The 25277-nt window shown below is 47.5% G+C and carries 30 protein-coding genes, 1 tRNA gene and 1 pseudogene; 15 read left to right on the top strand and 17 right to left on the bottom strand.

What is annotated here, in order from left to right; translation table 11 throughout:
- Positions 1-64: 64 nt before the first annotated feature.
- The 4 genes from H6F51_24695 (at position 65) to H6F51_24680 (ending at position 3217) form a co-directional block, all read left to right on the top strand.
- Positions 65-1510, top strand: coding sequence for a hypothetical protein (locus tag H6F51_24695; protein ID MBD1825670.1), 1446 nt, complete (start codon positions 65-67; stop codon positions 1508-1510).
- A gap of 161 nt (positions 1511-1671) precedes the next feature.
- Positions 1672-1977: a hypothetical protein gene (locus H6F51_24690; protein MBD1825669.1), complete on the top strand. Its 306-nt coding sequence runs from the start codon at positions 1672-1674 to the stop codon at positions 1975-1977.
- A 72-nt stretch (positions 1978-2049) separates the two neighbouring features.
- Positions 2050-2547, top strand: coding sequence for a hypothetical protein (locus tag H6F51_24685; protein MBD1825668.1), 498 nt, complete (start codon positions 2050-2052; stop codon positions 2545-2547).
- Positions 2498-3217: a DUF732 domain-containing protein gene (locus tag H6F51_24680; GenBank protein MBD1825667.1), complete on the top strand. Its 720-nt coding sequence runs from the start codon at positions 2498-2500 to the stop codon at positions 3215-3217. Before H6F51_24685 ends, H6F51_24680 begins: the two co-directional genes overlap by 50 nt.
- Positions 3218-3262: 45 nt before the next feature.
- Here H6F51_24680 and terL read toward each other — a convergent pair whose 3' ends face one another.
- The 4 genes from terL to H6F51_24660 form a co-directional block, all read right to left on the bottom strand.
- Complete coding sequence (gene terL, locus H6F51_24675) at positions 3263-4660, bottom strand: phage terminase large subunit (protein MBD1825666.1); 1398 nt, start codon at positions 4658-4660, stop codon at positions 3263-3265.
- Positions 4644-5198: an ArsR family transcriptional regulator gene (locus H6F51_24670; protein ID MBD1825665.1), complete on the bottom strand. Its 555-nt coding sequence runs from the start codon at positions 5196-5198 to the stop codon at positions 4644-4646. The genes terL and H6F51_24670 overlap by 17 nt, the downstream gene beginning before the upstream one ends.
- A gap of 21 nt (positions 5199-5219) precedes the next feature.
- On the bottom strand, positions 5220-5462 hold the full coding sequence (locus tag H6F51_24665) for a hypothetical protein (protein ID MBD1825664.1): 243 nt from the start codon (positions 5460-5462) through the stop codon (positions 5220-5222).
- Between the two features lie 205 nt (positions 5463-5667).
- Complete coding sequence (locus H6F51_24660; protein ID MBD1825663.1) at positions 5668-6087, bottom strand: hypothetical protein; 420 nt, start codon at positions 6085-6087, stop codon at positions 5668-5670.
- Between the two features lie 598 nt (positions 6088-6685).
- Here H6F51_24660 and H6F51_24655 point away from each other — a divergent pair.
- Entirely contained in the window at positions 6686-6880 is a 195-nt protein-coding gene (locus H6F51_24655; GenBank protein MBD1825662.1) for a hypothetical protein, read from the top strand.
- Positions 6881-6901: 21 nt separating this feature from the next.
- Entirely contained in the window at positions 6902-7132 is a 231-nt protein-coding gene (locus H6F51_24650; GenBank protein MBD1825661.1) for a hypothetical protein, read from the top strand.
- Between the two features lie 113 nt (positions 7133-7245).
- Here the strand turns inward: H6F51_24650 and H6F51_24645 are convergent, their stop codons facing one another.
- Positions 7246-7737 (bottom strand): hypothetical protein, encoded by a 492-nt coding sequence (locus H6F51_24645; protein ID MBD1825660.1) that lies wholly within the window; start codon positions 7735-7737, stop codon positions 7246-7248.
- Positions 7738-7868: 131 nt separating this feature from the next.
- Between H6F51_24645 and H6F51_24640 the strand changes: the two genes are divergently transcribed.
- Positions 7869-8336 carry a phosphate-starvation-inducible PsiE family protein gene (locus H6F51_24640; protein ID MBD1825659.1) on the top strand — a complete coding sequence of 156 codons (468 nt, stop codon included), beginning with the start codon at positions 7869-7871 and terminating at the stop codon, positions 8334-8336.
- A 370-nt stretch (positions 8337-8706) separates the two neighbouring features.
- Here the strand turns inward: H6F51_24640 and H6F51_24635 are convergent, their stop codons facing one another.
- The 4 genes from H6F51_24635 to H6F51_24620 form a co-directional block, all read right to left on the bottom strand.
- The gene (locus tag H6F51_24635; GenBank protein MBD1825658.1) at positions 8707-10650 is read right to left on the bottom strand and encodes an amino acid transporter; all 1944 of its coding nucleotides are present in this window, start codon (positions 10648-10650) and stop codon (positions 8707-8709) included.
- A 427-nt stretch (positions 10651-11077) separates the two neighbouring features.
- On the bottom strand, positions 11078-11215 hold the full coding sequence (locus H6F51_24630; protein MBD1825657.1) for a hypothetical protein: 138 nt from the start codon (positions 11213-11215) through the stop codon (positions 11078-11080).
- A gap of 8 nt (positions 11216-11223) precedes the next feature.
- Positions 11224-11385, bottom strand: coding sequence for a hypothetical protein (locus H6F51_24625; protein ID MBD1825656.1), 162 nt, complete (start codon positions 11383-11385; stop codon positions 11224-11226).
- A 294-nt stretch (positions 11386-11679) separates the two neighbouring features.
- Positions 11680-11751: transfer RNA gene (locus tag H6F51_24620), tRNA-Lys, on the bottom strand.
- A 48-nt stretch (positions 11752-11799) separates the two neighbouring features.
- Here H6F51_24620 and cbiE point away from each other — a divergent pair.
- On the top strand, positions 11800-13002 hold the full coding sequence (gene cbiE, locus H6F51_24615) for a precorrin-6y C5,15-methyltransferase (decarboxylating) subunit CbiE (protein MBD1825655.1): 1203 nt from the start codon (positions 11800-11802) through the stop codon (positions 13000-13002).
- On the opposite strand, the gene H6F51_24610 is transcribed toward cbiE, so the two are convergent.
- On the bottom strand, positions 12986-13723 hold the full coding sequence (locus H6F51_24610) for a cobalt-precorrin-6A reductase (protein ID MBD1825654.1): 738 nt from the start codon (positions 13721-13723) through the stop codon (positions 12986-12988). The two genes, cbiE and H6F51_24610, sit on opposite strands and share 17 nt — an antisense overlap.
- Positions 13724-13800: 77 nt before the next feature.
- Here H6F51_24610 and bioA point away from each other — a divergent pair, with 77 nt between their 5' ends.
- Together bioA and H6F51_24600 are read left to right on the top strand one after the other, a co-directional pair.
- The gene (bioA, locus tag H6F51_24605; GenBank protein MBD1825653.1) at positions 13801-15081 is read left to right on the top strand and encodes an adenosylmethionine--8-amino-7-oxononanoate transaminase; all 1281 of its coding nucleotides are present in this window, start codon (positions 13801-13803) and stop codon (positions 15079-15081) included.
- Positions 15082-15200: 119 nt separating this feature from the next.
- Positions 15201-15761 (top strand): hypothetical protein, encoded by a 561-nt coding sequence (locus H6F51_24600; protein MBD1825652.1) that lies wholly within the window; start codon positions 15201-15203, stop codon positions 15759-15761.
- 44 nt (positions 15762-15805) lie between these two features.
- Here H6F51_24600 and H6F51_24595 read toward each other — a convergent pair whose 3' ends face one another.
- Positions 15806-15991, bottom strand: a complete 186-nt coding sequence (locus H6F51_24595) for a hypothetical protein (GenBank protein ID MBD1825651.1) — start codon at positions 15989-15991, stop codon at positions 15806-15808.
- Between the two features lie 61 nt (positions 15992-16052).
- Here H6F51_24595 and H6F51_24590 point away from each other — a divergent pair, with 61 nt between their 5' ends.
- The 3 genes from H6F51_24590 to H6F51_24580 are packed head-to-tail and all read left to right on the top strand — an operon-like array spanning position 16053 to position 19529.
- Positions 16053-17570, top strand: coding sequence for an efflux RND transporter periplasmic adaptor subunit (locus H6F51_24590; protein MBD1825650.1), 1518 nt, complete (start codon positions 16053-16055; stop codon positions 17568-17570).
- A 1-nt stretch (position 17571) separates the two neighbouring features.
- Positions 17572-18837, top strand: coding sequence for an ABC transporter permease (locus tag H6F51_24585; protein ID MBD1825649.1), 1266 nt, complete (start codon positions 17572-17574; stop codon positions 18835-18837).
- Positions 18838-18863: 26 nt separating this feature from the next.
- Positions 18864-19529 (top strand): ABC transporter ATP-binding protein, encoded by a 666-nt coding sequence (locus tag H6F51_24580; GenBank protein ID MBD1825648.1) that lies wholly within the window; start codon positions 18864-18866, stop codon positions 19527-19529.
- A 38-nt stretch (positions 19530-19567) separates the two neighbouring features.
- On the opposite strand, the gene H6F51_24575 is transcribed toward H6F51_24580, so the two are convergent.
- Positions 19568-20398 (bottom strand): flagellar assembly protein H, encoded by an 831-nt coding sequence (locus tag H6F51_24575; GenBank protein MBD1825647.1) that lies wholly within the window; start codon positions 20396-20398, stop codon positions 19568-19570.
- A gap of 114 nt (positions 20399-20512) precedes the next feature.
- Between H6F51_24575 and fumC the strand changes: the two genes are divergently transcribed.
- On the top strand, positions 20513-21901 hold the full coding sequence (gene fumC, locus H6F51_24570) for a class II fumarate hydratase (GenBank protein MBD1825646.1): 1389 nt from the start codon (positions 20513-20515) through the stop codon (positions 21899-21901).
- A 163-nt stretch (positions 21902-22064) separates the two neighbouring features.
- Positions 22065-22316, top strand: a complete 252-nt coding sequence (locus H6F51_24565; GenBank protein MBD1825645.1) for a hypothetical protein — start codon at positions 22065-22067, stop codon at positions 22314-22316.
- Here H6F51_24565 and coaBC read toward each other — a convergent pair.
- The 5 genes and pseudogenes from coaBC to H6F51_24540 all read right to left on the bottom strand — a co-directional run bounded on the left by coaBC (position 22313) and on the right by H6F51_24540 (position 25251).
- Positions 22313-23518 carry a bifunctional phosphopantothenoylcysteine decarboxylase/phosphopantothenate--cysteine ligase CoaBC gene (coaBC, locus tag H6F51_24560; GenBank protein ID MBD1825644.1) on the bottom strand — a complete coding sequence of 402 codons (1206 nt, stop codon included), beginning with the start codon at positions 23516-23518 and terminating at the stop codon, positions 22313-22315. The genes H6F51_24565 and coaBC overlap by 4 nt on opposite strands.
- On the bottom strand, positions 23518-23730 hold the full coding sequence (locus H6F51_24555; GenBank protein MBD1825643.1) for a DUF2555 domain-containing protein: 213 nt from the start codon (positions 23728-23730) through the stop codon (positions 23518-23520). Before H6F51_24555 ends, coaBC begins: the two co-directional genes overlap by 1 nt.
- A 122-nt stretch (positions 23731-23852) precedes the next feature.
- A complete protein-coding gene (locus H6F51_24550) occupies positions 23853-24227 on the bottom strand; it encodes a barstar family protein (GenBank protein MBD1825642.1) in 375 nt (124 codons plus the stop codon).
- Positions 24228-24243: 16 nt separating this feature from the next.
- Positions 24244-24524: pseudogene (locus H6F51_24545) on the bottom strand (guanyl-specific ribonuclease Sa).
- Between the two features lie 97 nt (positions 24525-24621).
- A complete protein-coding gene (locus H6F51_24540; protein ID MBD1825641.1) occupies positions 24622-25251 on the bottom strand; it encodes an alpha/beta hydrolase in 630 nt (209 codons plus the stop codon).
- Between the last annotated feature and the right edge of the window lie 26 nt (positions 25252-25277).

The raw sequence follows: 25277 nt of genomic DNA, 5'->3' as shown, positions 1-25277 counted from the left end.
CAAAGCCGATCTAATGCACCCCAGATCGGCTCTAGTTCCTTTGTCCGCTTACGGAGTCCCTATCATGTCCCAACTCTCGAAACATTCAGAAGCCCACATCATCTGGACGATCGGCAACACTCAGATTGTAGAGTCCGAACCGGATCAAGGCTTCATTCCCACGATGAAGGCTGCATTTTTGGGCATCGCTGCTATCACTGCCGCTCCGGTAAGTCCGGTGATTGCGATCGCGCTTGCAGGTTACGCAGCAATAAAGGTGTTTGAATCTTTCAACTTAAGCGGCAGAGAAGCCCGCGAAGTCATATCAAACCTTTACGACGATGTGAACGGCGTTGAAACTCCAAACTATCAAGCGCACTTGCCTGAACGTGAACCAGTGAGAATCACAACACAACTGGGAGAGCAAAGCGCGATCGATGTTCAGGTACAAGCCGATTCGGTTGCATTGCTCAATCGCTCTTACCAAACAGTAGATCAAGCTGGATTACCTGAAGATCTGATGTCTCTGGCAATTCAGAAGCCCTATAACACTTTGATTTTCGGGCAATCAGAGGCAGGAAAAGACATCACGCTCTATAACCTCATGAAGCGCAATCGTAGCGCTCACAATGCTTATTTCCTGGGTATCGACGGCAAGAATCATCCGAATGAACGGGCGTTATGGAGCCGCGAGATTTACGACAAGACGCTCCATTTCTCAATGCTGGATCATCCAGAAAGTTATCATTCCGGGCTATTAGCCGCGCTCAAGCTTGCAGTTCAACAGCCGATGTCATTCATTGCATTCTCTGAGATCAACGGCGTGAGGGCTGCATACATCAACGCAGGCATGAAGGCAGAATGGCAAAATATTGCCCACTACATCTCATATTTCGCCATCCAAGGGAATGCGAACCGTCATTTTCTCTATGGGACTGTTCAAGCGCTGTCCCTGGAAGAACTAGGGCTAGGCAGTGGCGATCGTGGGAACATCTACTTCCTTGCGATCGCTAACTCTACCCAGTTCGCCTTCATTGAATCGGTCGGGGCAAGCGTCAAAGTATTTCCAAAGGCACTCACGAATCAGGCAGTCTTTCAAAGCGCTGTCAGCCGTTCAACTGCAACGCAACATCTCAAGAATCATTCAATTCTTAAAGGAATTGCTTACTTTCATACAGCGATTGGCGAATGGCGACCGATGCCGAGATTGGACAATCCAGGCAGTGATCGAGGGGAGGGACTGACGGCAGCTAATCCAACAAGTCAAGCCCCGATTGTAACCCCAGCAATTGCCCCTGAAGTTACCCAGAGCAATCAAGCGAATAAGGAAGACAAGAGCAATATTCAAAAGCCAAGTCTCTCTCGCACCGAATTGGTTTTAGCGATCGCTGAATTAGGAGAATGGATTGATAAGAATTCGGGGTTATCTTTCTCGCAACAGTACGCGAACTATAACGCAGCAAGGAAAGGTTTTAGCCGCCCTCAATTTCGATATCTGCTAACACAAATTGAAATTCTCGATTCTGAGTGACACGCCTGACACGGGTGACATAAGAACGATGACACGGGGCGTTTCAGCCCGTGTCAAGGGTCGTGTCAGGGCTACTCGTGTCACCCGTGTCAAGACCAAGGAAGAATTACACCCTTCTACGATCGCACTATTAAACTATTAACAATCTCCAGAGGTAACGCATGGAATTAGCATCATTTCGTCTGCCCGAATTCAAGCATTTTGATCCGATCGGCTTGAGGTTTACTGCCACATCGAAAAAGCTTGGAACTGAACAAGTTTACTTTTGGATTCCGCCGATCAACGAGAAAAGCGATCGTCTGTTTCGATGGGTTCCCAAGTCTTCTAGTTGGAAGGAATGCCCGATCGCTGGACTGAGCGGAAAGAGACGCGCTGCCCTGCTCGAATGTTGGAAAAATCAAAGCGATATCGGCTTATGGATGACCCATCAAAAGAGACTAAATCAATTCAAATCAAGAGCCGCGTGAACGAATTTCAAGTATCAGACGGAACTAAGCGCCACATTTTGAAACGAATTCTGAAAATTGGAGGATTGAACCGTGTTTCCTAGATATTCCATTGGTGATCGAGTTGTCGTGGAGTGCCGAGATCGTGACAATAATGAGTTACTTGAGGTTTTGAGAGGTCGAGTGATTGCTGTAATTTTCAGTGAAGAATCGACGGAAAACGGCAGCGGTAAAGCGGGCTGGGGCTATGAACTTCGATTTGAGCCTGCACCCCATGAATTTTCAGACGACATTGTTGCAGAGTCTGAGATAACAGGACTTGTTCCAGAAAATGTGCCACTACCCACGCCGCGGGTACGTCATCTCATGGATCAATCCACTTCATATCGCAATCATTTAGTGATTCCAAGGCAAGAAAAATCAGATCTTTATGGCGAATTTGGTTTTACTCTCATCGAGCCTGAACACGCCTACAAAACGAAAAGCTTGATGCAGTTTCGGACTCCAGAAGCCGCGATCGCGGCTGGTAAAGAACGAGTCGATGAAATCATTTTCGAGAATGGATGGGAGCAAATTTTTCCGCGTCAATAAGAGCAGAAATCCCGCGATCGTTATGATCAGCGGGATTTTTTTTTATGGGAGCGATCGCTCTACTGTTGATAAGCCTAATAATCAAAAAGCTTTAATGAGGACGAGAAAAAAAATCCAAGCCCAGTGTAGATTGATACACGAAAGCCCAAGGAGAAAATGCGAAATGCTTAAGAATCTAGCGCTGGTCTTTATATTGTCTGGACTGTTCTCAGGAATAGCACAAGCCGCCCCTGACCATTGGCGAACACCTGAAAAAGACGCAGCTTTTGCAGAAGAATTTTCAGAAGAAAGTATTAGAAAGACGCAAGAATTCTCGCAATCTTTAGAACAACGTTTAGAACAACGTTTAGGACAACATCGGTCTCAAAGGGAAGTGCAGGAGTCTAAAGAGGATAAGCAACGCGCACTTGAGGCAACAGCTCTTATTGGGCTAATGGTTGCTAAGCAGCCTGATGCTACTTACAACCTCGCTACGAAAGTATGCGATCAAAGAGCCGCAGATGTCCCGAAGTCATTGATAATCTCCGATGCTATTCGGGGATTTTCTCAGGCATCTAGGGACAACAGTTCAAATCTGTCAAATCTGCATCCAATGACTGCTCGGTATGGTGCAAATCAGTTCGTTAACGTCGCGATTCGCTCCTATTGTCCTTCTCTTATGTCGCGATAAAAAACGCTTCATAGCGGACTCGCAAATATCCAGATGGCAAGCGTTTCACCGAATTGAGAACTGTTGAAGTTTTCCGACGGCGATCGCAGATGATGCTTTCTTCAGCTTCTGGCTTAGAAATTGGGTCATGCTATCAACGCAGTCGTCATTCGCACCTTTGGGAAAGAGTTCGATTTCGTTCAGTAATGGTTTCACCCATCCGTAAAGCGATGGATCAGGCAGATGAACTTCACCGCGCTCGAAATGCGGCAAGACTTCATAAGCTCGCTGCTCTTTCGACGCGATCGGGGTCACAGGTGTGATTCTGGTGGGATGTTTCTTCTGCAACGTCTCGATCACGGCACTTCCCATTGCTTTGTTTTCGATGTAAATCTTTCGGGTCGCAGGATAGCGATCGCACATTGATTCAATTGCTTGCAACGTTGAACTGAATCCGCGCTGCTCTCTGTCCATTGCGACTAAATATTTATCTTTGCCGCGAATTCCCCAGACTTGCCCGACCGTCCAGCTAGACCCCTCACCCATTCCGCCAAAGGTTAAATCCCAAGATTGGTATAGCTCTAAGTTTGGGGGCAATTCTCGATAGAACTTCAAATAGCGACTCTCAAAAATAACATCCGCATCGCTGATCGGTTGCTGTTGGTACAGTGCCCACCAATCGCGAGATCCAAGCGTTGCACGAATTTCTGAGAGCGCATCTGCATCATAAGCTTCTCCCCAGAGTGGCTCACCGGGTTTCCGTCCTAGCGCGTCATTTTCGAGCGCGATCGCAGGTAAGCTAATCGTCTCCCATCCTTCATGCTCGGTTTCATCAAGCAACCACTGAACAAAATCGGTAGTGCCCCAGCGGGTCTGAACCAATACGATCGCGCCGTCCGGTTGTAATCGGGTTCGAGCTACTGATTTGTACCAATCGATCAGCGTTTCTCGATATGCGGGTGAATCGGCTTGCTGCCTATCTTTAACTAGGTCATCCAGAATCAGCAGATTTGCGCCCCGTCCGGTGGTCGCACCTCCGACCCCGATCGCTGCATAGCCGCCGCCTGGTACCACGTTGAACCGCTTGATCGAATTTGAATCTGGGGACAGCTTGCAATCTGGGAACAGTGCCCCAAATGTCGGAGATTTGATGTAGTTTCGGACCGATCGCCCGAACACATCCGCCAAATCTTGACCATAGGATAATGACAAAATCCGGTGCGTTGGATGATGTCCTAAGTAAAAGCTTGGGAACAGTTCAGACGCGAGTTTCGATTTTCCATGACGCGGAGCCATCGTCACACAAAGGCGTTTGATTTCGCCTCGGTTCACCGCTTCGAGCTTTTCAGCAATCAGTTTGTGATGTCTTCCGGGCTTAAAGTCTGAAAACATTGCAGCCGAATATGCGGCAAGGTTCGATCGCAGAAATTGAAGAACAAAGGCTTGATCAACTGCCTGAGACATCTGCTTTCTCTCCCATAAGTGCGGCGATCGTGCCTAACTGCGATTCGTTCAGATGAATGGAGCCACCGAGATTCGTTGCACCTTCCGCGTAGAGTCCGAGTAGCTTCGATCTCAGTTCGATACATTTGATCACGCCATTGAGAAACACCGCTTCTCCGGTTTTCTGCTCGGTTCGAGTGGCAATCTTGATGCGACCATCTCCAGCAATCGAGCCGCCTTGCTCATCCGCGATCGCGTTCCTCAGTTGCTCACGGATTGAGGTTTCTTTCGACTGTTGCGATCGTTGCCATGCGTCCCAAAATTCGCGCTCTGCTAAACGTAGCCGCTCTAATTCCATTGCGCGATCAAGGTCAAAATCTCGCAAGGCTGATTCTTTCCACTGCTCCTCCAAGGCTTTCAAATCTCGCGAAACTGTGGACTGATCTAACTCTAAATAGTCAGCAATTTGCTGCTGAGTCCAGCCTTTAAGCCTTAGCTCAGCAACAGTGGCACGATCGCGATCGCGCTGAATCTTGGGGCGTTTGTCGCGTCCACTCATGCATTTCTATGGTTATGCGTTTTACCGTCCCTCGTATGCCCGTCGCGCAATCTCTTTAATCCGCTCTTCGCTGAAGTCGATCAGCGGTGCTTTTGTCGCTGCCGTTGCTGGAGTTTGTCGTTTTGCCAGTTGCTCAATATTCACATTTGGATCATTGGCTAGTGATTCAAGCATCGATTTCCAGCGATCGGGGTATCGATACTTCAAATCTTGAATACCCGAATGCAACTGCTGAACCAAATTTAAGTGCGGAAGCTCGATCATATTGTTTTTTGTCCTTCGTGAAAGAACTTTTGTATTATTCTCGCTTAATTACGATAAAATATCGCATTTTGCCAGGGGTGTTATGTTCCATCAGCGCGATCGCTTGATCTGGGATTCCATCTTGAGCAAACTTTTCTATTGCATGAAGCACCTAGCTAACATCTTCTGCGGAGGAGATGTTAGCTAGACTGAAATACTTTGACTCCTACCAGGCGATTACAACGGCTTTGAAGTAGATCCCTGCCGTTTTTAAGCAAGAATGGCGAACGGGATTGAATGGCCCGTATTCATTCTTGCAATTGGTATACATATCCTGAAGGAGACGCACGTCGCATTTCTTTTTGTCGGTTGGGCTGTCGTAGCAAAGGTCGTGACGAGCACAAGGTCCGCGAAAGTCGGCATTGCTACCGAAAGGATTCGGGAACTCGTCGGGCGAGTTGGTACAGTAGTCGTGGCGGCTAACGGGTCCTGATCGACCGCTCGTGTCGTAGACATAGTTAGATGGAACACCGATGAACCCTGCTGACGCCACGTGCATGACGGAATCTATCAAAGTAAATCCGCTAGAGATCACAAACGTCAAAGCTAAAACGGTTTTAGAGTTGGTGATCATTTTGGTAATCATTATCTAGAGGTCTCCATTCAAAAGGCCAGTCAACATAGCAGTCCGATTTGTGCTGTGAACTGCTCAAATCATGAATTGAGTAGCGCTAAGGCTGCTCTGTGAGATGTTCACGATTAGCGCTGTGTGTTTATGCAGTTGTCGCGTACCACGCAAATTAGGCTCTTACGCGCTTTTGGTGAAAAGGGTAATCGATAAATTCTGACAATAGGCTAATCGGTCAAAATGGAGAGCGATCGTTAGCCCGGGAAAGAAGGTATCTGAAAGGCTGAAACGTAGATATAGTGAGCATTCTCACCGTCAATGAGGTTCAAAGATATATTACAAATACCCTGAACTTCTGCTATAACCGCAGAAGTTCAATCAAATCAATAAAACTCAGAATTCACATCTGGCAATGATTTAAGCGATTAATCTAACTCGCCTCAGAAATGCCTGGACTAGAAATGGCGTATTTGGACTAAGTGACGATCTTATTTTGCACAGGACGATCGAGACATCTTGCAAGATGGAAGCAAATGTACCCATTAAATAGAGTTATCAATGCTCTCGATCTGAGTCTCGGCTTAGACTAATAGGGACAGACGGTGAGCAGAAAAAAATGTCAATTGACGAACACGAAACTACGATCGCTTTCAACTATGCAGAGAAAGTGGTGCGGATTTATACGACGCGATCGGGAGCCGTAAACCAAATTCTGAAGCGATCGAACAATCAAGCGATCGTTCAGGACAACGGTGATCTTGGAGCGTCAATATTCCAATGGAACTTTGCCGCAATCCCTCGATGCTTGTGAAGATTGCGGGGGATTCCAACGATGTCGAGTCCTAAAGTAATGGTGGGCTGTCGAGTCGAGCCAGAGATTAAGGCACAAATCGAACAACTGGCAGCCGCCAGCGACATTCAACCCTCAGCCGTCATCCATAACGCGATCGTGCAATATCTCGGAATCGGCAGCGACGATGGCCCATTGAGCCGAATTGCCAGACTAGAGCAAGAAGTTTCGGAATTGAAGCGAGAATCGGTGATCTCTCGATCGCTAACATAGGAGAGTAGGTTAATACAATTCATAAGTTTAGATGTGCAGAATCGCCTTGTGCCATAATCACAATTCAATGCTATCGATTGCTGGGGATTTACTATCTGAGCAATAGAGCCTCACTATGTAAGCGATTGAGTCATTAGCTGATGAATTGTCGATCCAATCGCTAGACCTGCTGCAAAACATAAAGTTAAGGTTACACCTCTTTGCGTTTGGTTGAGTTCTCTTTGTTGAAGGTCGAGCCTTGCAAGAATTTCTGCTGCTAGGATTAACAGAATTTCTTCAAATAGCTTTAAAGCGCTCACCACAAGGGAGATCAGGAAGACTAATACGAAGATTTCGATGAGACGAAGGGCATCTGAACTAATCCACTGCTTGACTATATTTCTAGCCTGCTGTGTCCATGGATGGAAGATCACTAACTGTAATAGAATGTACCCCATGACGATGGACAGATAAATCAGCCAGGGAGCATGGACTTGAGCGAGCAAGTAGCCCTGGATAATATAGCCCGTGAGTAACAAGCTTAAAGAAATCCACGGCACCGATTGGAGGAGTATTTTGATACGGGTACAAAAGTAGGAAATCTTGTACTCCTGATCTTTGTCCATATGATCTTTATTTATGGCAAGAAGATTTTATCGCACTATTGCTATAAGATCTCAATAATGATGAGTAAGTATTCAATGACTATCAATTGTTTGTTAACTAATGCACACAAGCTTTTGTGTTCAGAAAACCTATGACGAAATGGCAAGATTTATGCAAGCAGATTAGAGCAGCAAGCAGCGATGAGAATTTTTTGAAAATTCTCAAGCAAGTAGGATCTTTTAATGCCAAGATTTTGTCGATTGCGATGATTGTTGTACTGCTCATTTCAGTTGTTGAATTAATCGTGTTTTTGATAAACCAAATTCTTCTGACTCTAAGTGGAAATCCTTCAACCACTCTCATTGAACTCTTTGGGCTATTTCTTAATGTTTTAGTTGCCCTTGCAGTTCTAGAGAATATTACCGTTTATCTCAAACGACATGTCATTCAAGTTGAGCTAGTCATTACCGCCTCGTTAATTGTTATTGCCCGAAAGATTATTATCTTCGATGCTAAAAGTACACCTAACCTCTATTTAGGTGGGCTTGCCTTAATTGTTGCAGCGTTATCGTTCTGTTATTGGTTGGTACGACGAACGAATCAAACGCATTCTTCTTAAAATGCTAATGAAAATCGTTCTAGGCTACAGATTCTCAATTAATGACTCATTTACAATTGAGTTTAAGGGTTTAGCGCTACATGTGGATTCCGGGGTTACAGATTCTTTCCCTATCCCATTGTGATCCTGGCTGGAAAATTCAGCATACTATGCCGATGAAAAGACAGTCTGGCTGAGCATAGGATTGAGATACTCCATTCGTCACTCTAGTCACGCTAAATTTCCTACGTAAATCGTATTGGCAAATCAGAAAGATGGGTGCTGTGATTACCCTCAGCAGGAGGGTTTGCTCTGCCTACTGAGGGTTCTTGCCGTAAAGGTCAGTGCAACCAGCGCGTTCATGAGGTCGAACAGAATGGATGACGATTACTTAACCTCCAACATGAATCGCAGGACGGAGTTGAGGGTTCTTTTCAGCCTTACGAAGTACTTCGCGCGTCACCACAGCAATATCACCCTCGCCAAACAGAATGAAACGCAGCAAGTATTGGATCGGATTGCCTTCTACCCAACCAAAATAGGCATGCGGCAATTTGCCGGTTTGGTCGCGGGTATATAACAAAATTGCCGCGATCGCATTGGGGACAGCAGCGCTCTCAACCCTCAAAATCCGATAGTCGCCAACGGTAATCCCTTTGACTCGAACACTATTGGCAAACTCGGATGCATCAGCAATTTGAACTTCCAAAAACAGAACCGCATCGGATTCTGGAATATGATGATCCTCTCGAACTTCCTTTTCCTTCCAGTAATATTCTTCAACATCCCCCGTATTCAGTCGATTCGCAATGACCCGCACCGTATCTTGGCTGGCTTCGGTAATGAACCGATGAGCAGTTTCATCCATTTCAACTTTCTCGACCCGGAGCTCAGTGGATCGCCAGACTCGCGAAACTAATGAAGTCAAGATGATTGCAGCAATGAAAAAGCCAGCAATCCGAATGCCCTCAGGTCTCTCAATGATATTCACAAGGGTCGTGTACAGAAACACCAATGTGATTGCCCCGAATGCAAATCTTGCGTGTTTTGATCCATGACGACGCATCGAGAGTGTTACTGCAACTGCTGCCGAGGTCATGAGCACTAATACCCCGGTGGCATAGGCTCCCCCTTGTGCCTCTACATTTGCTCTAAACAAAATGGTTACAGTGAAAGCAATAGCGGTATAAACCAGAACTAGCGGACGTGTCACCCGGGCCCAGTTCGGTGCCATACCATAGCGCGGTAAGTAGCGCGGCACAATGTTGAGTAATCCTGCCATGGCTGAAGCACCAGCAAACCATAAAATCGCGATCGTGCTGAGATCATAGACAGTTCCAAATCCACCCCCGAGATAACGATGAGCTAGATAAGCTAGCGCTCGTCCACTGGCTTCTCCTCCTGCTTTGAATTCTGCTGGTGGAATCAGCAGGGTGGTCACCAAGCTACTGCTTAGTAAGTACAGGCTCATAATGAGTGCTGCTGCGGTCAGCAACTTGCGCGTATTACGAATACGCCCGGTTGGATGTTCCTCGGTGTCGCTGTCGCTTCCCTTTACGAGCGGCATTACAACCACACCTGTTTCAAATCCTGATAGACCCAGTGCTAGTTTTGGAAACAGCAGGGCTGCCATGCCGAGCATCGCAACAGGATTGTTATGACTGGCGAACAGAGCCCGTTGCCAATCCACGATGACCGTTGGTTGATGGACAATTTGGGATATCCCAACTCCGATTGTAATCAGATTCAACAGTAGATAAACACTGACCAAGAAAACAGCTAACCCAATCGCCTCCTGAAACCCCTTGAGAAAGACTGCTCCCAGCAAGGTAATGAGGACAAGCGTAATAGCAACAGCTTGATCATGCAGAAAGTGAGGAGCTAACGGATTCTCAATAACATGAGCAGTCGCATCCGCTGCCGAAAGCGTTATGGTAATGATGAAGTCAGTTGCGACAAAGCCCAGCAGGCAAAGCACAAAAAACTTGCCCTGCCACCATGGCAAGAGATGTTCCAGCATTGCAATTGAGCCCTCTCCATGAGGACTTTTAGCTGCAACTCGTTGATAGATGGGTAATGCACCAAACAGGGTTAGTAACACCAAAATTAAGGTCGCTACTGGAGAAAGGTTCCCTGCTGCTAAAGCTGCAATTCCAGGTTGATAGCCCAAAGTCGAGAAATAATCCACTCCGGTGAGGCACATCACCTTCCACCACGCATGAGTTCGATGGGCGTGCTGCTTAGAATAAGGTCCTTCCTGGGTTTGCTTGTCCTCTTCAAGCAGCCAGCGCATTACTTTCCTGTAATACTGACTTGAATTAATTGCGCGAACCATGCCCCTTCCATCTCCCTAGCAAGATCTCACTGTCACATACCGCTATTTGGTTTCCTAAACACCTTGGGGATTCAAGGGACTTAAACAAATCTAATTCACTGGATTCAGGGTTCTTCCTCCTGAAAGCGCCCCTTGCTTTTCACCCACGGGGATAGGAGCCTATGCATTCGGTTACACGACAGAAGTTAACTGGTTAATTTTACGCTCTAAAAGGACGACCTGAATCTAGCGATTGAGCATGCCTTTGTAGATCGCGAACTGTACTTGCCGAAAAACGGGATAGATGACGAGAACGATGTACATCCGTTCATGTGCCAAGAGAGCGAAAGTTTTTGACGAGATTGCACTGTCGATGGAAGAGAACTTAAGTGTCAGTCTGAAGAACCTGAGTTGAGACCAAGAATATCCTTTACATACTCCAGTCAAATTACTGTTTATCAGGGGCAGGCGTTTCTGCTGCTGGTGACTCTGCCGGAGATGGCTCGGCATGCAACGGTTCAGCTGCGGGAGCAGGTTCTGGTGGCGGTGCCTCAGCAGGCGATGGTTCAGCTGCGGGTGGTTCCACGGGACGGGCTACGGCAGGGACAGGGGGTTCTGCTGGAGCAGGTTTTTCTGCTGGAGCTCCCATAAGCCCCAAGCCACTAGCCCAAGCATGAACGCCAGAATGACCCAAGCTTCGATCGTCATGGGCACGATCGCGGGTTCAGAATTCATTAAAAAATCGATTTCTTCCATCGCCACTGGAAATAAGGGACGGGTTTAGCGTTCCCGGATTAGGCGCGATCACCTTTTTCAATCCTCAAAATAATGTGTGTGAGAACCGGAGTATAAGCGTTCTAGTTAAATAAGTCAGCTTCTCACACACATCAAAAATGGCGGTATCAGTCTTAGTATTCATAGCTTTTTATGGGCATTTCATCCCGTTAAAAGTTGTGAATACGACATTGATCCGCAGTCCACGTTATTCAGTTGTAGACTGGCTCTAGGATCAGATTTGGCTCATGGCTTTTATCTGAAGGCTAGAACCAATGGATGACCTGGGGCTCGAACCCAGAACCAGCGGATTAAGAGTCCGATGCTCTACCATTGAGCTAGTCATCCGACAAATCTTCTACCATCATATCAGAACTGCTCACATCGAGATCGGATATGGAGAAATGGTTGTCGATCGTTGGAATTGGCGATGATGGAATAGACGGGGTTGCCTCAATCGCTCGATCGCGGATTGAGCAAGCTGAAATTCTGGTCGGCGGCGATCGTCACTTGGCAATGCTGCCTGCTGATTCGCGCCCTAGAATTCGCTGGACTTCTCCAATCGAAGATTCAATTCAAAAGCTGTTGAGCTATCGGGGGCGATCGGTGTGTGTATTAGCTAGCGGCGATCCGATGTGTTACGGCATTGGTGCAACTTTGGTTCGTCGCATTGCGATCGATGAAATGATTATTATTCCTGCGCCTTCGGCATTCAGTCTGGCTTGTTCTCGCTTGGGTTGGTCGATGTCTGAAGTCGAAACCCTGAGTCTTTGTGGTCGCGATCCAGCGTTACTAAATGCGGTGCTGTATTCGAGGGCGCGAATTTTAGTGTTAAGCGCCGATCGTCAAACGCCTGGAATTGTGGCTCAAATGCTGCGCGATCGTGGCTTAGCGGAAAGTTCAATAATCGTGCTAGAGCATTTGGGTGGAACCCAAGAACGCATTCTTGCAAGTACCGCTGCTGATTGGAATCATACCGATATTGCAGATCTCAACACGATCGCGATCACTTGCTCAAATGCGCCTGTCCCTCCTCGCGTCCCAGGACTGCCCGATGCTGCTTATCAACACGATGGACAGTTAACTAAACGCGAAATCCGATCCGTTACCCTTTCGACGCTTGCACCGCTACCCGGACAGCTGCTTTGGGATGTGGGGGCTGGCTGTGGCTCAATTGCGATCGAATGGATGCGCTCCGATCGCCGATGTCAAGCAATAGCAATTGAATCGAACGCCGATCGCTTAAAGTTAATTGCTCAAAATGCCAATACGCTCGGTGTTCCCAATCTCAAAATCGTTGCGGGAAAAGCACCGATCGCGCTTCAGCATCTTCCTCAACCGGACACCATTTTTATCGGTGGCGGATTGACCACACCGGATGTCGTGGAAACCTGCTGGCGATCGCTGCGTTCGGGTGGGCGACTGGTTGCAAATGCTGTCACAGTTGAAACCGAAGCACAATTGTTTCAGTGGCAAAGTCAAATTGGGGGAGAACTTAGCCGAATTGCTGTTCAGAGAGCAGAACCGATCGGAAAGTTCTTGGGCTGGAAAGCAATGTCACCGATTACGCAATGGTCTGTGATCAAAGCTGTTGATTGATCCACAACAATGCAGCATCAACATCAGAAACAGAGGCTCCCTCTGGCATCGTTGGACGCTGCACCATCACAACAGGTAGTTCTAACTCACGAGCTGCAACTAGCTTAGCAACGGTTGCAACACCGCCGCTATTTTTACTGACAATGGCTTGAATGTTATAACTCTGCATCCACGATCGCTCTTGTGCAACTGAAAACGGTGGACGCGCTAACAAAACCTCTCCCGGTGGAATTGGCGTTCCTGCAACGGGAGGATCAATCATTCGCATCAGAAACCATAGCTGTGTGAGATGAGCAAATGTTGCGAGTTCCTGTCGCCCGATCGTCAAAAAAATTCGCTTTGCAATCTCCGGTAACAGACCTGCTGCGGCTTCATTGCTTTCGACTTCGATCCAATGGGGTTCAGTTTCCCAGACAGGACGGACGATCGCTAATCTTGGAATCGAAGCGCGATCGGCGGCGGTTGCCGCATTCCACGAAATCTGAGCCGCAAACGGATGCGTAGCATCAATTAGTAAATCAATCTGCTGGTCTTGCAGATAGTGAAACAGTCCTACTGCGCCCCCGAACCCCCCAATCCGCAGGTCTCCCAAAGGATGATGTGGCTGTTGAGTGCGTCCAGCCAGTGAAGAAATCACATCTAAATTGGGAAGTTCTGAGGCTTTTGCTGCCAATTGTGTTGCTTCTGTTGTGCCGCCCAGAATGAGCAATCGTTTTTTCACTGATCAAAGTCCAGTTTTCTGTTGATATTATCGCGCAGTCATTGAGACAATGAACATCACTGAAGTTAACACTGACTATGAACGCACACTCTCCGATCTGGCGACCTTTCACGCAGATGAAAACCACCCCTGAACCGTTAAAAGTGAAGCGGGGCGACGGAGTTTGGCTAGAACTTGAAGACGATCGCCGCATTCTCGATTGTATTTCTAGCTGGTGGGTAACTATTCATGGTCATAGTCATCCTGCTTTGGCTGAAGCGCTTTATCAACAGGCTCAACAGCTAGAGCATGTGATTTTTGCTGGATTCACGCATGATCCGGCTGAGCGATTGGCGCGTAATCTATTAGCTCACTTACCGTCTGAGCTAACGCGAGTTTTCTTTTCTGATAATGGTTCAACTTCGGTAGAAGTAGCGCTGAAAATGGCATATCAATACTGGCGCAACCTTGGAGAACAACGCAGCACATTTATTACCTTTGAGGGGGGCTACCACGGGGACACGATCGGTGCCATGTCGATCGGTTCTGGCTCAACTTGGTGGCAGCCATTCCGCGATTTGATGTTCGAGACTGCGTTAGTTCCGTTTCCGGCAACTTATCGAGGGGATTCAACGATCGAGCGCAAAGAAGCAGAAGTTTTAGAGACGATCGAACAATTACTCAAACAACAAAACATCATTGGCATTTTCATCGAGCCTCTGATTCAGGGGGCGGGTGGAATGCGAATGTGTCGCCCTCAATTTTTACAAGCACTGAGGACATTAGCAGATCAGTTTAATGTGTTGCTCATCTATGATGAAGTTATGACGGGGTTTGGGCGGACGGGTGAACTGTTTGCCTGTGTGAAATCTGCTGCAACCCCTGACATTATTTGCTTATCCAAAGGTCTGTCCGGTGGATGTCTACCGCTTTCAGTGACGATCGCAAACGAAGCGATTTATCAAGCCTTCTATCAAGATGATCCCACTCAAGCGTTTTATCACGGACATTCTTACACCGGAAATCCCCTCGCTTGTGCAACCGGAGTTGTCTCCCTGGAATTACTGACACAAAATCCGAATGCGTATAAACGCTTAGAAGACCTGCATTGGAAATTTCTCGATCGCTATCTGCTGGCTCATTCGCGCTTAAAGCAGTTCCGCGTCTGCGGTACGATCGCGGCAATGGAGATCAAGACCGACGACGAATCCGGCTACTTTAATGCGATCGCTCCCCGGCTGCGATCGAAATTCCTGGAAGCGGGATTTCTGTTGCGCCCCCTCGGAGATACGCTCTACATCATGCCACCCTACTGCATTACAGCCGATGAACTCGAATCGATTTATGAGGTTATCGATCGCACTTTATCAGCACTGTAGAATTTACGATTTCTTCATGTAACTTTTCTGGAACAACACAAAGAAGTCTAAGTAGAATCAGCGATACTGTAGCAAGAGAATGATTAGTGCTACCGAGTATTTACTGATTTCTAAGAACGATGAATAGCCTCGATGACACCGAATTAGTCAAGAAATTTGTTGAGGGTAAGATTTCATTTTTGGCAAATCAAAACTTGCGGATTGAGCCTGCATTTAACACTGAGCAACTCTTAGCCAGAAAAGGCGAACTGGTTGCGACTGCGAAACTCGTTGGGCAAATTCGTGCTGTTTTGGTACGGCAATCCACAGCCTATCAAGAACTCGTCAATCGCATCTTGATAGCTCAGCAATATATCCCAACTCGAATCAATCCGCAGGGACTGATCGAATACGAGCACTGCCCGATACCCGTAGGCTACGAAGCAAACTGCACTGAATTTCGCCAACTCTGGAAAGCTTGGCGCGTTCACTACAGCACAGAGCCAAAAATTCCCTTACTGATACATGAGGGCAAGAGGTGGCTGCCAGTAGAGAAGATCACCTTTGGCAAAGAGAGGTTTTTCATCCAGGTACCTGGTGATGAAAAGATGGTGAAGATTGACGATCGGATTATCTGGCTCAGTCCTGTCGAATCAACAGCCCCGGTCTTAGAACCTTCGCTCAAAAATCATCAGGATTAAGTAAGCCCTAACGCCCTCAATTTTTCTGCAAGTTGCTGCGCTTTTCAGCGTTCTCGTTCTAAGTCACGCTCAGCACTTTCCGCTCTTGATCTTTCTTGCTCTGCTCTCGATCTTTCCGCTTCTAATTCCTGCTCTGCTTGTTCTGCTCTCTGCCGCTCTAATTCTGCTCGTCTGCGTTCTTGCTTTGAACGCTTTTCGCGATCGTGCCGTCTAATAGGAACAGCATTCACTACACTAATAAGCACGATGGTTCAACGTTGGTTTCGGACTGAGGCAGGGGAAATGGCATCTGTGAAACAGTGGATGAAAGTTAGACCAAAGCTTCCGAAGTGGGTGGTGTGGCTACTGACAGCAGGCATCCTGGGAACCGGAGGCTATTTTGCCTATAACCAGTACACGGCATCGCAGCGGCAGGATGCCAGACGACGCGTGCAAACGGTGACGGTCGATCGCGTTGATACCGCCATTACAATTTCGGCCAATGGAACCGTGCAGCCTGCCCAATCGGTAAATGTGAGTCCAAAAAGCTCTGGGGTGCTGAAACAGTTGCTGGTGAAAGAGGGCGATCGAGTCGTCACAGGTCAGGTTCTAGCACGGATGGATGACTCGAACCTACAAGGACAATTGCTTCAAGCTCAGGCGCAAATTGCTAATACTCAAGCAAATTTGAATAAGCTTGAATCTGGCAATCGTCCGCAAGAAATTGCCCAAGCCCAAGCGCAGCTCACGGCGGCTGAAGCGAACTTAGATAAGCTGATTGCAGGCAACCGTCCGCAGGAAATTGCTCAGGCTCGATCGCAGCTCACGGCGGCTGAAGCAAGCTTACAGCAAGCTCAGTTGAACTTTAACCAGAATCAGCGATTGTTTAGCTCTGGGGCATTGTCTCAGCGCGAATTTGATACGTCTCAAACGGCTCTTGCAACTGCCCGCGCTCAGGTTGAACAAGCCAAGCAAGCCGTCAATCTTCAGCAAACCGGAACTCGTCCAGAGGAAATTGCGGCGGCTCGCGCTCAAGTTGAACAGTTAAGGCAAGCTTTGAGCTTACAGCAGGCAGGGAGTCGATCGGAGGATATTGCTGCGGCTCGCGCTCAGGTCTTGAGTGCTCAAGGACAACTCAAAACCGTTCAAACTCAAATCAATGACACGATTATTCGCGCTCCGTTTAGCGGTGTGATTACGCGCAAGTTTGCTGATCCGGGTTCGTTTGTGACTCCAACCACTTCGAGTAGTGCGGTTTCGTCTGCGACTTCTTCTTCAATTTTGGCGTTAGCGGCGACGAATCAAGTTGTGGCGAAAGTGCCAGAAACGAGCATTTCTCGGATCAAAGTGGGGCAGCGAGTGACGATCGATGCCGATGCTTTTCCGGGCAAATCTTTCACCGGAACGGTGGTGCAAGTTGCGAATCAATCCACGGTCGATCAGAATGTGACGAACTTTGAAGTAAAGACCTCGATCGACGATCGACAAAACAACTTGCAGGCTGGAATGAATGTGAATGCGAAATTTAATGTCGGTCAGATTGAGAATGCTTTAGTCGTTCCAACGGTTGCGATCGTGCGACAAGCCGAAGGAACGGGCGTTTTGCTTTCCGGTCGAGAGCAAGGAAGACCCCGATTTCAACGAATTACAACGGGCGCAACCGTGGATGATAAAACCATTGTGGAATCAGGGCTGAAAGAGGGCGATCGCGTATTGATCAGCTTTCCGCAAGGTGAGCGACCGCAATCGAGAACGCCTTCGGTCTTTCCGGGTGCGCCAGGCGGTGGCGGCGGAGCTCAAGGTGGCGGTAGACGCAGCGGAGGTCAATGATATGGGAAAGTTTGCAGAGATTCGATCGAATCCCGTATCCCTGCTGGAAATCTTTACGATGGCAGTGGAAGCACTCTGGAGCAATCGATTACGCACCAGTTTAACTATGCTGGGCGTGATTATTGGAATCGCTTCGGTGATTACAGTCACTTCAGTTGGGCAAGGGGTACAGAAAGCGACAGAACAGCAGATTCAAGCCCTGGGAACGAATGTGATGCTGGTGCTTTCAGGCGTGGCACGATCGGGTGGAATTAGCCAAGGAGCCGGATCAGCAAGCACCCTGACGCTCGAAGATGCTCAAGCAGCGGGGCGTCAGGTTCCAGCAGCAGAAGGAGTAACGGCGTTTTTACAGCGTGGTGGACAGGTTGTTTACAACGATCAGAATGATTCGACTTCAATTTTAGGGATTGATCTCAATTATTCCGATGTGAAAGAGATCAAGCCGCAAGAGGGGCGATTTTTTACTCAGGACGATATGCAGAATGAAAATTCTGTTGTGGTGCTGGGAAGCGCAGTTCGCGATAGTTTATTCTCCCCAGGAGAAGCCGCGATCGGTGCAAATATCCGCATTCAAAATGGGCGCTATACCGTGGTGGGTGTGGCAGAGTCAAAAGGATCAGTGGGTGGACAAGATCAAGACGATCGTGTGTATATTCCCCTGACAAACATGTCTTCGCGAATTGTGGGAAATAACTCGCTAAATGGTCGTGCGATTAGCGGGTTTTGGGTGAAAGCGAAAGATCAAGAACAACTTGAAGCGGCACAGTTTCAAGTGACGAATCTACTCAGAATTCGGCACAATATCTATCCACCGACGCCGGATGACTTTCGTATTAGCAATCAGGTAGATATTATCAATACGTTTAGTAGTGTTGTGGGACTGTTCACAATATTAGTGAGCGCGATCGCAGGTATTTCCCTGGTGGTTGGCGGCATTGGAATTGCGAACATTATGTTAGTGTCTGTGGTCGAACGCACTCGCGAGATTGGAATTAGAAAAGCGATCGGTGCAACGAATAGCGCTGTGTTAAGCCAATTTCTCACGGAGGCAATTTTAGTTTCGATGCTGGGGGGTGCGATCGGGGTGGCTGCGGGATTGGGATTAGCATTCGCAGCATCCAGCCTGTTTAGCTTTCCGTTTATTGTTTCGGGATTCGCGATCGCATCAGGATTAACGCTTGCCTTGGTTGTTGGGTTGATTGCAGGCGTGATTCCGGCTCGGAATGCAGCCAAACTTGATCCGATCGCAGCACTACGGAGTGATTGAACAGGAGTGACTGAACAATGGCAACCATGATTTGGATGGAAGACATCATTAAGACTTACCGTTTAGGCGATATTGATGTTCCTGTTCTCAAAGGCATTAATCTTTCCATTGAGGAAGGTGAGTATGTTGCGATTATGGGAATGTCTGGATCGGGTAAGTCAACTTTGATGAACATTATCGGGTGTCTCGATCGTCCTTCGGAGGGTCATTATGTACTGGAAGGTCGGAACTTAACTACACTCGATAATGATGAACTCGCTTTTATTCGCAATCAACGCATCGGTTTTGTATTTCAGCAATTCAATCTATTGAATCGATCGACGGCGTTAGAGAATGTGATGTTACCAATGGTGTATGCAGGGGTTCCGCGATCGCAAAGAAAAGAACGTGCCGCAGAAGCACTGACTCGCGTTGGACTTGCAGAGCGGTTAGGAAATCGCCCGAACCAGCTTTCAGGGGGACAACAGCAGCGAGTTGCGATCGCTCGTGCTTTGGTCAATCGTCCAGCGCTGGTGCTAGCGGATGAGCCGACAGGTGCGTTAGATACACAAACTTCAACCGAGGTGATGAGTTTATTAACCGAGTTGAATCAGCAAGGAATTACGATCGTGATTGTGACCCATGAACCTGATGTTGCAGCGCAAACTCAACGAGTCATTCATGTCAAGGATGGATTAGTGGTCGATCGTTAAAATTCTTCTAATTTGTCGTTGTCTCTACCATCGAATGCTCATCGATCGCGTTCAGCTTGAAGATGCTGGAGATACTCCATTGTTAGTCCCGTGACTTCCGAGATCGTCTCTAGGGGAAGATTTTTTTGTAGCATTCTAAACGCGATCGCTTCCACCGCTTCTTGTTTACTTCGCTCTTGAGTTTGTCGCTCCCATTCTAAGAACGCTTCTGAAAATGCCATGATCGCCTCCGAATCGCAGAAGTTTACCAGTTCACCTAAATCAATTCTAATCTTCCAGTTTGTCAGCAATCGTAAGATAGTATTTCGTCGATGGTGATCAGGCGGTAGCGCCAATACTTCTCGGATTGCTCTTTCCTGAGTTCTGTCACGCCCCAAAACTCTGAGCCATAAAGTGTCCTCAGTTTCAGGAAGTTGATCAATTGCAACAATAGCGCTCTTAAAGATGCCTGACAGGAAGTATACTCCGGGCATCCAGTCAGCTTTGACTCTGCCTTCTGCTTCCTCTAACAATGGCTTCGAGGTTGTCGCTGCCAGAATCCACAGACAAGGTAAAGCCTCTTCTGGAAGCTCATCGAGTTTAGCTTTGCGCCGTTCATCTTCTTGTATCCAAACCAACTTCATGACTGATACTCTCACCTCAGTACGAGTTGGAACATTGCGATATGGCTCGAACAGGCAAGGCTGTTGTACCATTCGTCGTAAAAGTCCCAAATCTTCGGTTTGAGTTGCATCTGGGTTGGGAACAAACCAAACATCGACAAATTTAGACTCACCTGGAATTTCATACTGTCGTTGTACTGTACCAATCGGAGCAAGAAATTCCTCTAAATATTGTTTAGCGAGTTGATCAAAGGGGTTTTGAGTCACACGATCGAATTTAGAGTTGTCAGAGCGATTGTATTATACGGTTTCGGTCTCGCTTTTCCCTTTGCCACAGATCCCGTAGTCTAGAGATTGCCGATCGCACAAGGAAGCCTTCACATGACCACTAGAACTGAAACAGACAGCATGGGCGCGATCGCTGTACCCAACGATCGCTACTGGGGCGCACAAACGCAACGCTCTTTGATGTATTTCGCGATCGGACAAGATAGGATGCCGACCGAGTTGATTCGGGCATTTGGAATTCTGAAAAAGGCAGCGGCGATCGTCAATCAAGATTTAGGAAAGCTCCCACCCGAAAAAGCCCAATTGATCATTCAAGCTGCGAACGAAGTGATCGAAGGAAAGCTAAACGATCATTTTCCGTTATCTGTATGGCAGACAGGAAGCGGAACACAGACCAATATGAACGCAAATGAGGTAATTTCAAATCGTGCGATCGATCTCGCTGGCGGTATTTTAGGCAGTAAAGCTCCAATTCACCCAAATGACCACGTTAATATGTCGCAATCATCAAATGATACGTTTCCCACAGCGATGCACATTGCAGCAGCAGAAGCGATTCATCAATCATTGTTACCGATGATCAAAAAGCTGCGGGATGCGTTGCAGGAAAAATCAGCCGAGTTTGAAACCATTATCAAAATTGGGCGGACTCATTTGATGGATGCAGTTCCACTCACCCTGGGACAAGAGTTTTCGGGCTATGTGGCACAGTTAGATCAAGCGATCGTTCGCATTGAAGCAACATTGCCGGGATTGTATGAGTTAGCGATCGGAGGAACCGCAGTCGGAACTGGAATTAATACGCACCCAGAATTTGCAGAACGATCAGCCGATGAAATCGCGAAGTTAACCGGATTGTCCTTTGTCAGTGCGCCGAATAAATTTGCGGCATTAGCAGCGCATGAAGCGATCGTCTTTACCAGTGGCGCGATCAAAACACTAGCTTGCGCCTTGATGAAGATTGCGAATGATTTGCGCTGGATGGGATCAGGCCCACGATGTGGACTTGGAGAATTAGTCTTACCCGCGAATGAACCGGGATCATCAATCATGCCGGGAAAAGTCAATCCAACTCAGTGTGAAGCGATGACAATGGTGTGTGTGCAAGTGATGGGAAACGATAGCGCGATCGGCATTGCTGCCAGTCAAGGGAACTTTGAACTGAATGTGTTCAAGCCTGTGTTAATTCATAACTTGATTCATTCGATTCGCATTCTCTCAGATGCTTGTGCTTCATTCACCGATCATATGGTTGCAGGCATTCAACCGAATCGCGATCGCATTACCCAATTTCTCGAAAATTCATTGATGCTAGTTACTGCGCTGAATCCGAAGATTGGATACGATCGGGCTGCGAAAGTTGCATACAAAGCTTATCAAGAGAATTCAACCTTACGGCAGGCTTGCATTGATCTAGGCTTTTTAACGGGGGAAGAATTCGATCAAATCGTGCGACCGGAGCACATGATTTATCCGAGCTAAACCAGCGTCAAAAATTAGACGTAGGAGTGAGGCGCGAACTGATTCAATCCGAATAATCTAAAAATATTCAGGGCGCGAGTGCTTCTGAAGTTTCGGCTTTCGCTACGTTGTCCTTACTCCGGAACCTAAACCAATGGATGCAGCTAGAACCCCGCTTCGACGAATCGATTATCTTTTGCGTAAGGCTGATTATGTCAATTGGCATCGTCAGCAGAGTAATCAGCAAATTTTGCGATCGCAGCAAGGGTTTGGCGAGGTAGAGTCATCGCGTCCCAAATCGTGTCGCGGTTGTGCGAATTATCACGGGATTGCATACGGGTACAGCCGCGAGAAGCGCACCCCTTTGATTTGCGGATTTCATCCGTTCGGCTGGGAGGATTCAAATTGTCCCGACTGGCAAGGCAAAAAGGATTAAGCCTGAAGAAAGTCAAAAAGTTGATGCGCCAGTTCTAGTTTGCTACAGGTTGGAAGGGTGAGTTGGCGACCGGAGCGATCAATCAACACCGCCTGATTCGTATCACTTCCAAACCCGCTATTGGGTTGATCAACGGGATTGGCGACGATCGCGTCTAGGTTTTTGCGCTTGAGTTTGTCGATCGCAGGCGTAACATAATCTCCAGTCTGCGCTGCAAATCCGACCAGAGTTTGATGGGGTTTCTTTAGAGTTGACAATTCAGCAACGATATCAGGAATTGAAACTAGATCTAACGATGTTGGTAGTTGATTTTTCGGAAGTTTAGTATCGCTATAGAGATCAGAACGTACATCACCGACCGCAGCAGACATGACAATATAATCCGCAACACTAAGATGGTCTTTCATTGCCTGCTGCATTTCAGCGGAACTCATGACAGGAACTAAGCGAACATTGCGGAGCGGAGCAAGGAGATGCGAGTTGATCGGAGCATGAACCAGGGTGACTTGTGCGCCGCGATGTAGAGCCGCTTGCGCGATCGCCACGCCCATTTTCCCGGTTGAGGGATTACCAATAAACCGCACTGGATCAAAATGTTCTCGCGTTCCACCTGCGCTGATTAAAACGCGCTTTCCGGCTAAGTCTCGTTTTCCTTTTGTGTGTAATAGCGATCGGATCTGTACAAGTAATTCTTCCGGTTCTGCCATGCGTCCAGTCCCGACGCGATCGCACGCTAAAATTCCCGCACTTGGATCAGCCGAATGGTAACGAGGATCAATTAGCAATTCGCGCCAGTTGCGTTGGGTCGATCGTTGCTCCCACATATCGGTATTCATTGCAGGGGCTAACAATACCGGGCAAATTGAAGCGAGTACCGTGTTGGTTAATAAATTATCTGACAGTCCGTAAGTTAATTTTGCTAAGGTGTTCGCCGTTAGGGGAGCGATCACAAACAGATCAGCCCATTCACCAAGTTCGATATGCAGTGGACGATCGTTTGAAGCATCCCAAAACGTGCGATCGACATAAGCGGGATGACGGCTCAGTGTTGCAAACGTCAATGGTGAAACGAACGCTTGAGCCGAATCGGTGAGAATGACTCGGACTTCAATCCCTTCTTTTGCCAATGCCGAAACTACATTGCACACTTTATAAGCTGCAATCCCGCCTGTGATACCAAATAAAACTCGCTGACTGGGCATCACGACTCATCAAACGCTTCTAAATCCAGTAGATAAAGATACGGTTCGACTAATTCTGGACGTTGAAACGCGATCGCTCTAAGTAAATGCCAGTCCTTCAGCCCTTCAAACGCATCGGTGTAATCATCTTGCTCTAAGCGCGTCGCCAGTTCTGCGATATCTGTTTCGGTCAATGCGGACACATCTAGTTGTCCCGAACGAAATGCAGTCATCATACTAACCTCCCGCTAGTTTCCCCGTAAGTTCAAATTCTACTTCAGAAGACGGAGGCGATTAACAGAATAAAATGTTCGTTTACGATCGAGCTAATTCAAGATTTGAAAAAGGAAAAGACTTAGTTTAGAAGTGATAGAACCCAAACTTCCATTAACCGACCGGATTCCTGCCAGTGGTGCGCCGCAGATTGAAGAATCTCCTGAGCGATTTGCCACTGTTCGGGCTGCGCTCTTGCGAAAATGTCGGGACGATCATAAATGACGATGTATTTTTGAGCAGGCAACCAATTTAGGTCGCGAATACACTCGTCAAACGCATCCCAGTTGTAACCAAAGTAAGTTGGAAAATCCATAGCTTCAGCCACTTCTCGCAGAAATTCCTCCTTACTGGCAATCTTTCTGCCATCTAAATAAAAAACCTTTACTTCCGGTTGAGAAGCGCTCTTTACGGCTTCCGCTTGCAGATCAAGTGCGGAACGTTGCTGTAACTGCACAGGTTTCCTCCGTTAACTAAGAGGCAATGATAACCTCCTGAAAGCCATTGTAATGGTCATCTGTGTAATAGATCTCGCCGCCTTGACCAACTATAAGTCGTCGCTGTCCACGATTAGCACTTCCAGGAGTTTCAGCGGTATATTCCAAATAGTAATTTTGGGGTTTAATCGGAAGTTTTTTTCCAAGTTCTTGAAGACAGAACCATCTTGAGGGTAAGGAAAATTACCTCCAGATTGAATTTGCTGGAGTGTTGCCTGAGCTTCAGGAGGTAAGTCAGTAGATGAAACCTTTTTCATATCTTTAACGAATTCGTTTCAGCCACTCTATCTCTCAGCCTATCCCTGATCACGCTATTTCTGGGGATGTGTACCATCTACGGCAAACCTTTACCATTTACAGCAAAGCTTTCTGCACAAACGCATAAACTTCGTTTAATACTAACGGCGAAATTTCGTGTCCCATATCGAACTCACGATATTCGATCGATGCCTTCAATCGCTCTAAATTCGCCTTGGCTCGATGGGCGGCAGCGATCGGCACAACCTGATCCTGCCGTCCATGCACCATCAGAATCGGTGGAATTTCTTTGCTAGGATTCAATGCCCCGTGTTGATAGCCGCTCAGAACCATTAATCCGGCTAACGGTAACGACAATCCCACCTCTAAAGTCATTGCACCACCTTGAGAAAAACCGCCAAGAATCGTGCGAGATAAAGGAATTCCAGACTGCGCTTCGAGCGAGTTCAGCCAGTCGATCAAAGCTTTTCGGCTCGTTTGTAAGTCTGATTGTTGCGTGAAATCAGCTTGAAAGTTGGCATACGAGAGGTCATACCACATTTTTCCCTGAGTGCTGTAGGGATGCGGGAACGGCGCATCAGGAATGAAAAATTGAATATCCGGTAACTCCAAAAGTGAGCAGAGAAATGCAACATCTTGAGCATTCGATCCCCAGCCGTGCAGGATGACGATCGAGCCTTTGGGAGTGCCAGATTTTGCGGGAATTGCGATCGCGTTCAGTGCCATAGAATTTCATCACTCATCCTGCTGAT

Source organism: Cyanobacteria bacterium FACHB-DQ100 (assembly GCA_014695195.1).
In the GTDB taxonomy this organism is placed as follows: Bacteria; Cyanobacteriota; Cyanobacteriia; order Leptolyngbyales; family Leptolyngbyaceae; genus Leptolyngbya.
This window is presented reverse-complemented; position numbering and strand designations above follow the sequence as displayed.

Excerpts from the sequence above, each read along its gene's own strand:
- H6F51_24695 (MBD1825670.1), top strand. The coding sequence starts at position 65 with ATGTCCCAACTCTCGAAACATTCAGAAGCCCACATCATCTGGACGATC.
- H6F51_24690 (MBD1825669.1), top strand. The coding sequence starts at position 1,672 with ATGGAATTAGCATCATTTCGTCTGCCCGAATTCAAGCATTTTGATCCG.
- H6F51_24680 (MBD1825667.1), top strand. The coding sequence starts at position 2,498 with ATGAAATCATTTTCGAGAATGGATGGGAGCAAATTTTTCCGCGTCAAT.
- terL (MBD1825666.1), bottom strand. The coding sequence starts at position 4,660 with ATGTCTCAGGCAGTTGATCAAGCCTTTGTTCTTCAATTTCTGCGATCG.
- H6F51_24670 (MBD1825665.1), bottom strand. The coding sequence starts at position 5,198 with ATGAGTGGACGCGACAAACGCCCCAAGATTCAGCGCGATCGCGATCGT.
- H6F51_24665 (MBD1825664.1), bottom strand. The coding sequence starts at position 5,462 with ATGATCGAGCTTCCGCACTTAAATTTGGTTCAGCAGTTGCATTCGGGT.
- H6F51_24660 (MBD1825663.1), bottom strand. The coding sequence starts at position 6,087 with ATGATTACCAAAATGATCACCAACTCTAAAACCGTTTTAGCTTTGACG.
- H6F51_24655 (MBD1825662.1), top strand. The coding sequence starts at position 6,686 with ATGTCAATTGACGAACACGAAACTACGATCGCTTTCAACTATGCAGAG.
- H6F51_24650 (MBD1825661.1), top strand. The coding sequence starts at position 6,902 with ATGTCGAGTCCTAAAGTAATGGTGGGCTGTCGAGTCGAGCCAGAGATT.
- H6F51_24645 (MBD1825660.1), bottom strand. The coding sequence starts at position 7,737 with ATGGACAAAGATCAGGAGTACAAGATTTCCTACTTTTGTACCCGTATC.
- H6F51_24640 (MBD1825659.1), top strand. The coding sequence starts at position 7,869 with ATGACGAAATGGCAAGATTTATGCAAGCAGATTAGAGCAGCAAGCAGC.
- H6F51_24635 (MBD1825658.1), bottom strand. The coding sequence starts at position 10,650 with ATGGTTCGCGCAATTAATTCAAGTCAGTATTACAGGAAAGTAATGCGC.
- H6F51_24625 (MBD1825656.1), bottom strand. The coding sequence starts at position 11,385 with ATGGAAGAAATCGATTTTTTAATGAATTCTGAACCCGCGATCGTGCCC.
- cbiE (MBD1825655.1), top strand. The coding sequence starts at position 11,800 with ATGGAGAAATGGTTGTCGATCGTTGGAATTGGCGATGATGGAATAGAC.
- bioA (MBD1825653.1), top strand. The coding sequence starts at position 13,801 with ATGAACGCACACTCTCCGATCTGGCGACCTTTCACGCAGATGAAAACC.
- H6F51_24600 (MBD1825652.1), top strand. The coding sequence starts at position 15,201 with ATGAATAGCCTCGATGACACCGAATTAGTCAAGAAATTTGTTGAGGGT.
- H6F51_24585 (MBD1825649.1), top strand. The coding sequence starts at position 17,572 with ATGGGAAAGTTTGCAGAGATTCGATCGAATCCCGTATCCCTGCTGGAA.
- H6F51_24580 (MBD1825648.1), top strand. The coding sequence starts at position 18,864 with ATGATTTGGATGGAAGACATCATTAAGACTTACCGTTTAGGCGATATT.
- fumC (MBD1825646.1), top strand. The coding sequence starts at position 20,513 with ATGACCACTAGAACTGAAACAGACAGCATGGGCGCGATCGCTGTACCC.
- coaBC (MBD1825644.1), bottom strand. The coding sequence starts at position 23,518 with ATGCCCAGTCAGCGAGTTTTATTTGGTATCACAGGCGGGATTGCAGCT.
- H6F51_24555 (MBD1825643.1), bottom strand. The coding sequence starts at position 23,730 with ATGACTGCATTTCGTTCGGGACAACTAGATGTGTCCGCATTGACCGAA.
- H6F51_24540 (MBD1825641.1), bottom strand. The coding sequence starts at position 25,251 with ATGGCACTGAACGCGATCGCAATTCCCGCAAAATCTGGCACTCCCAAA.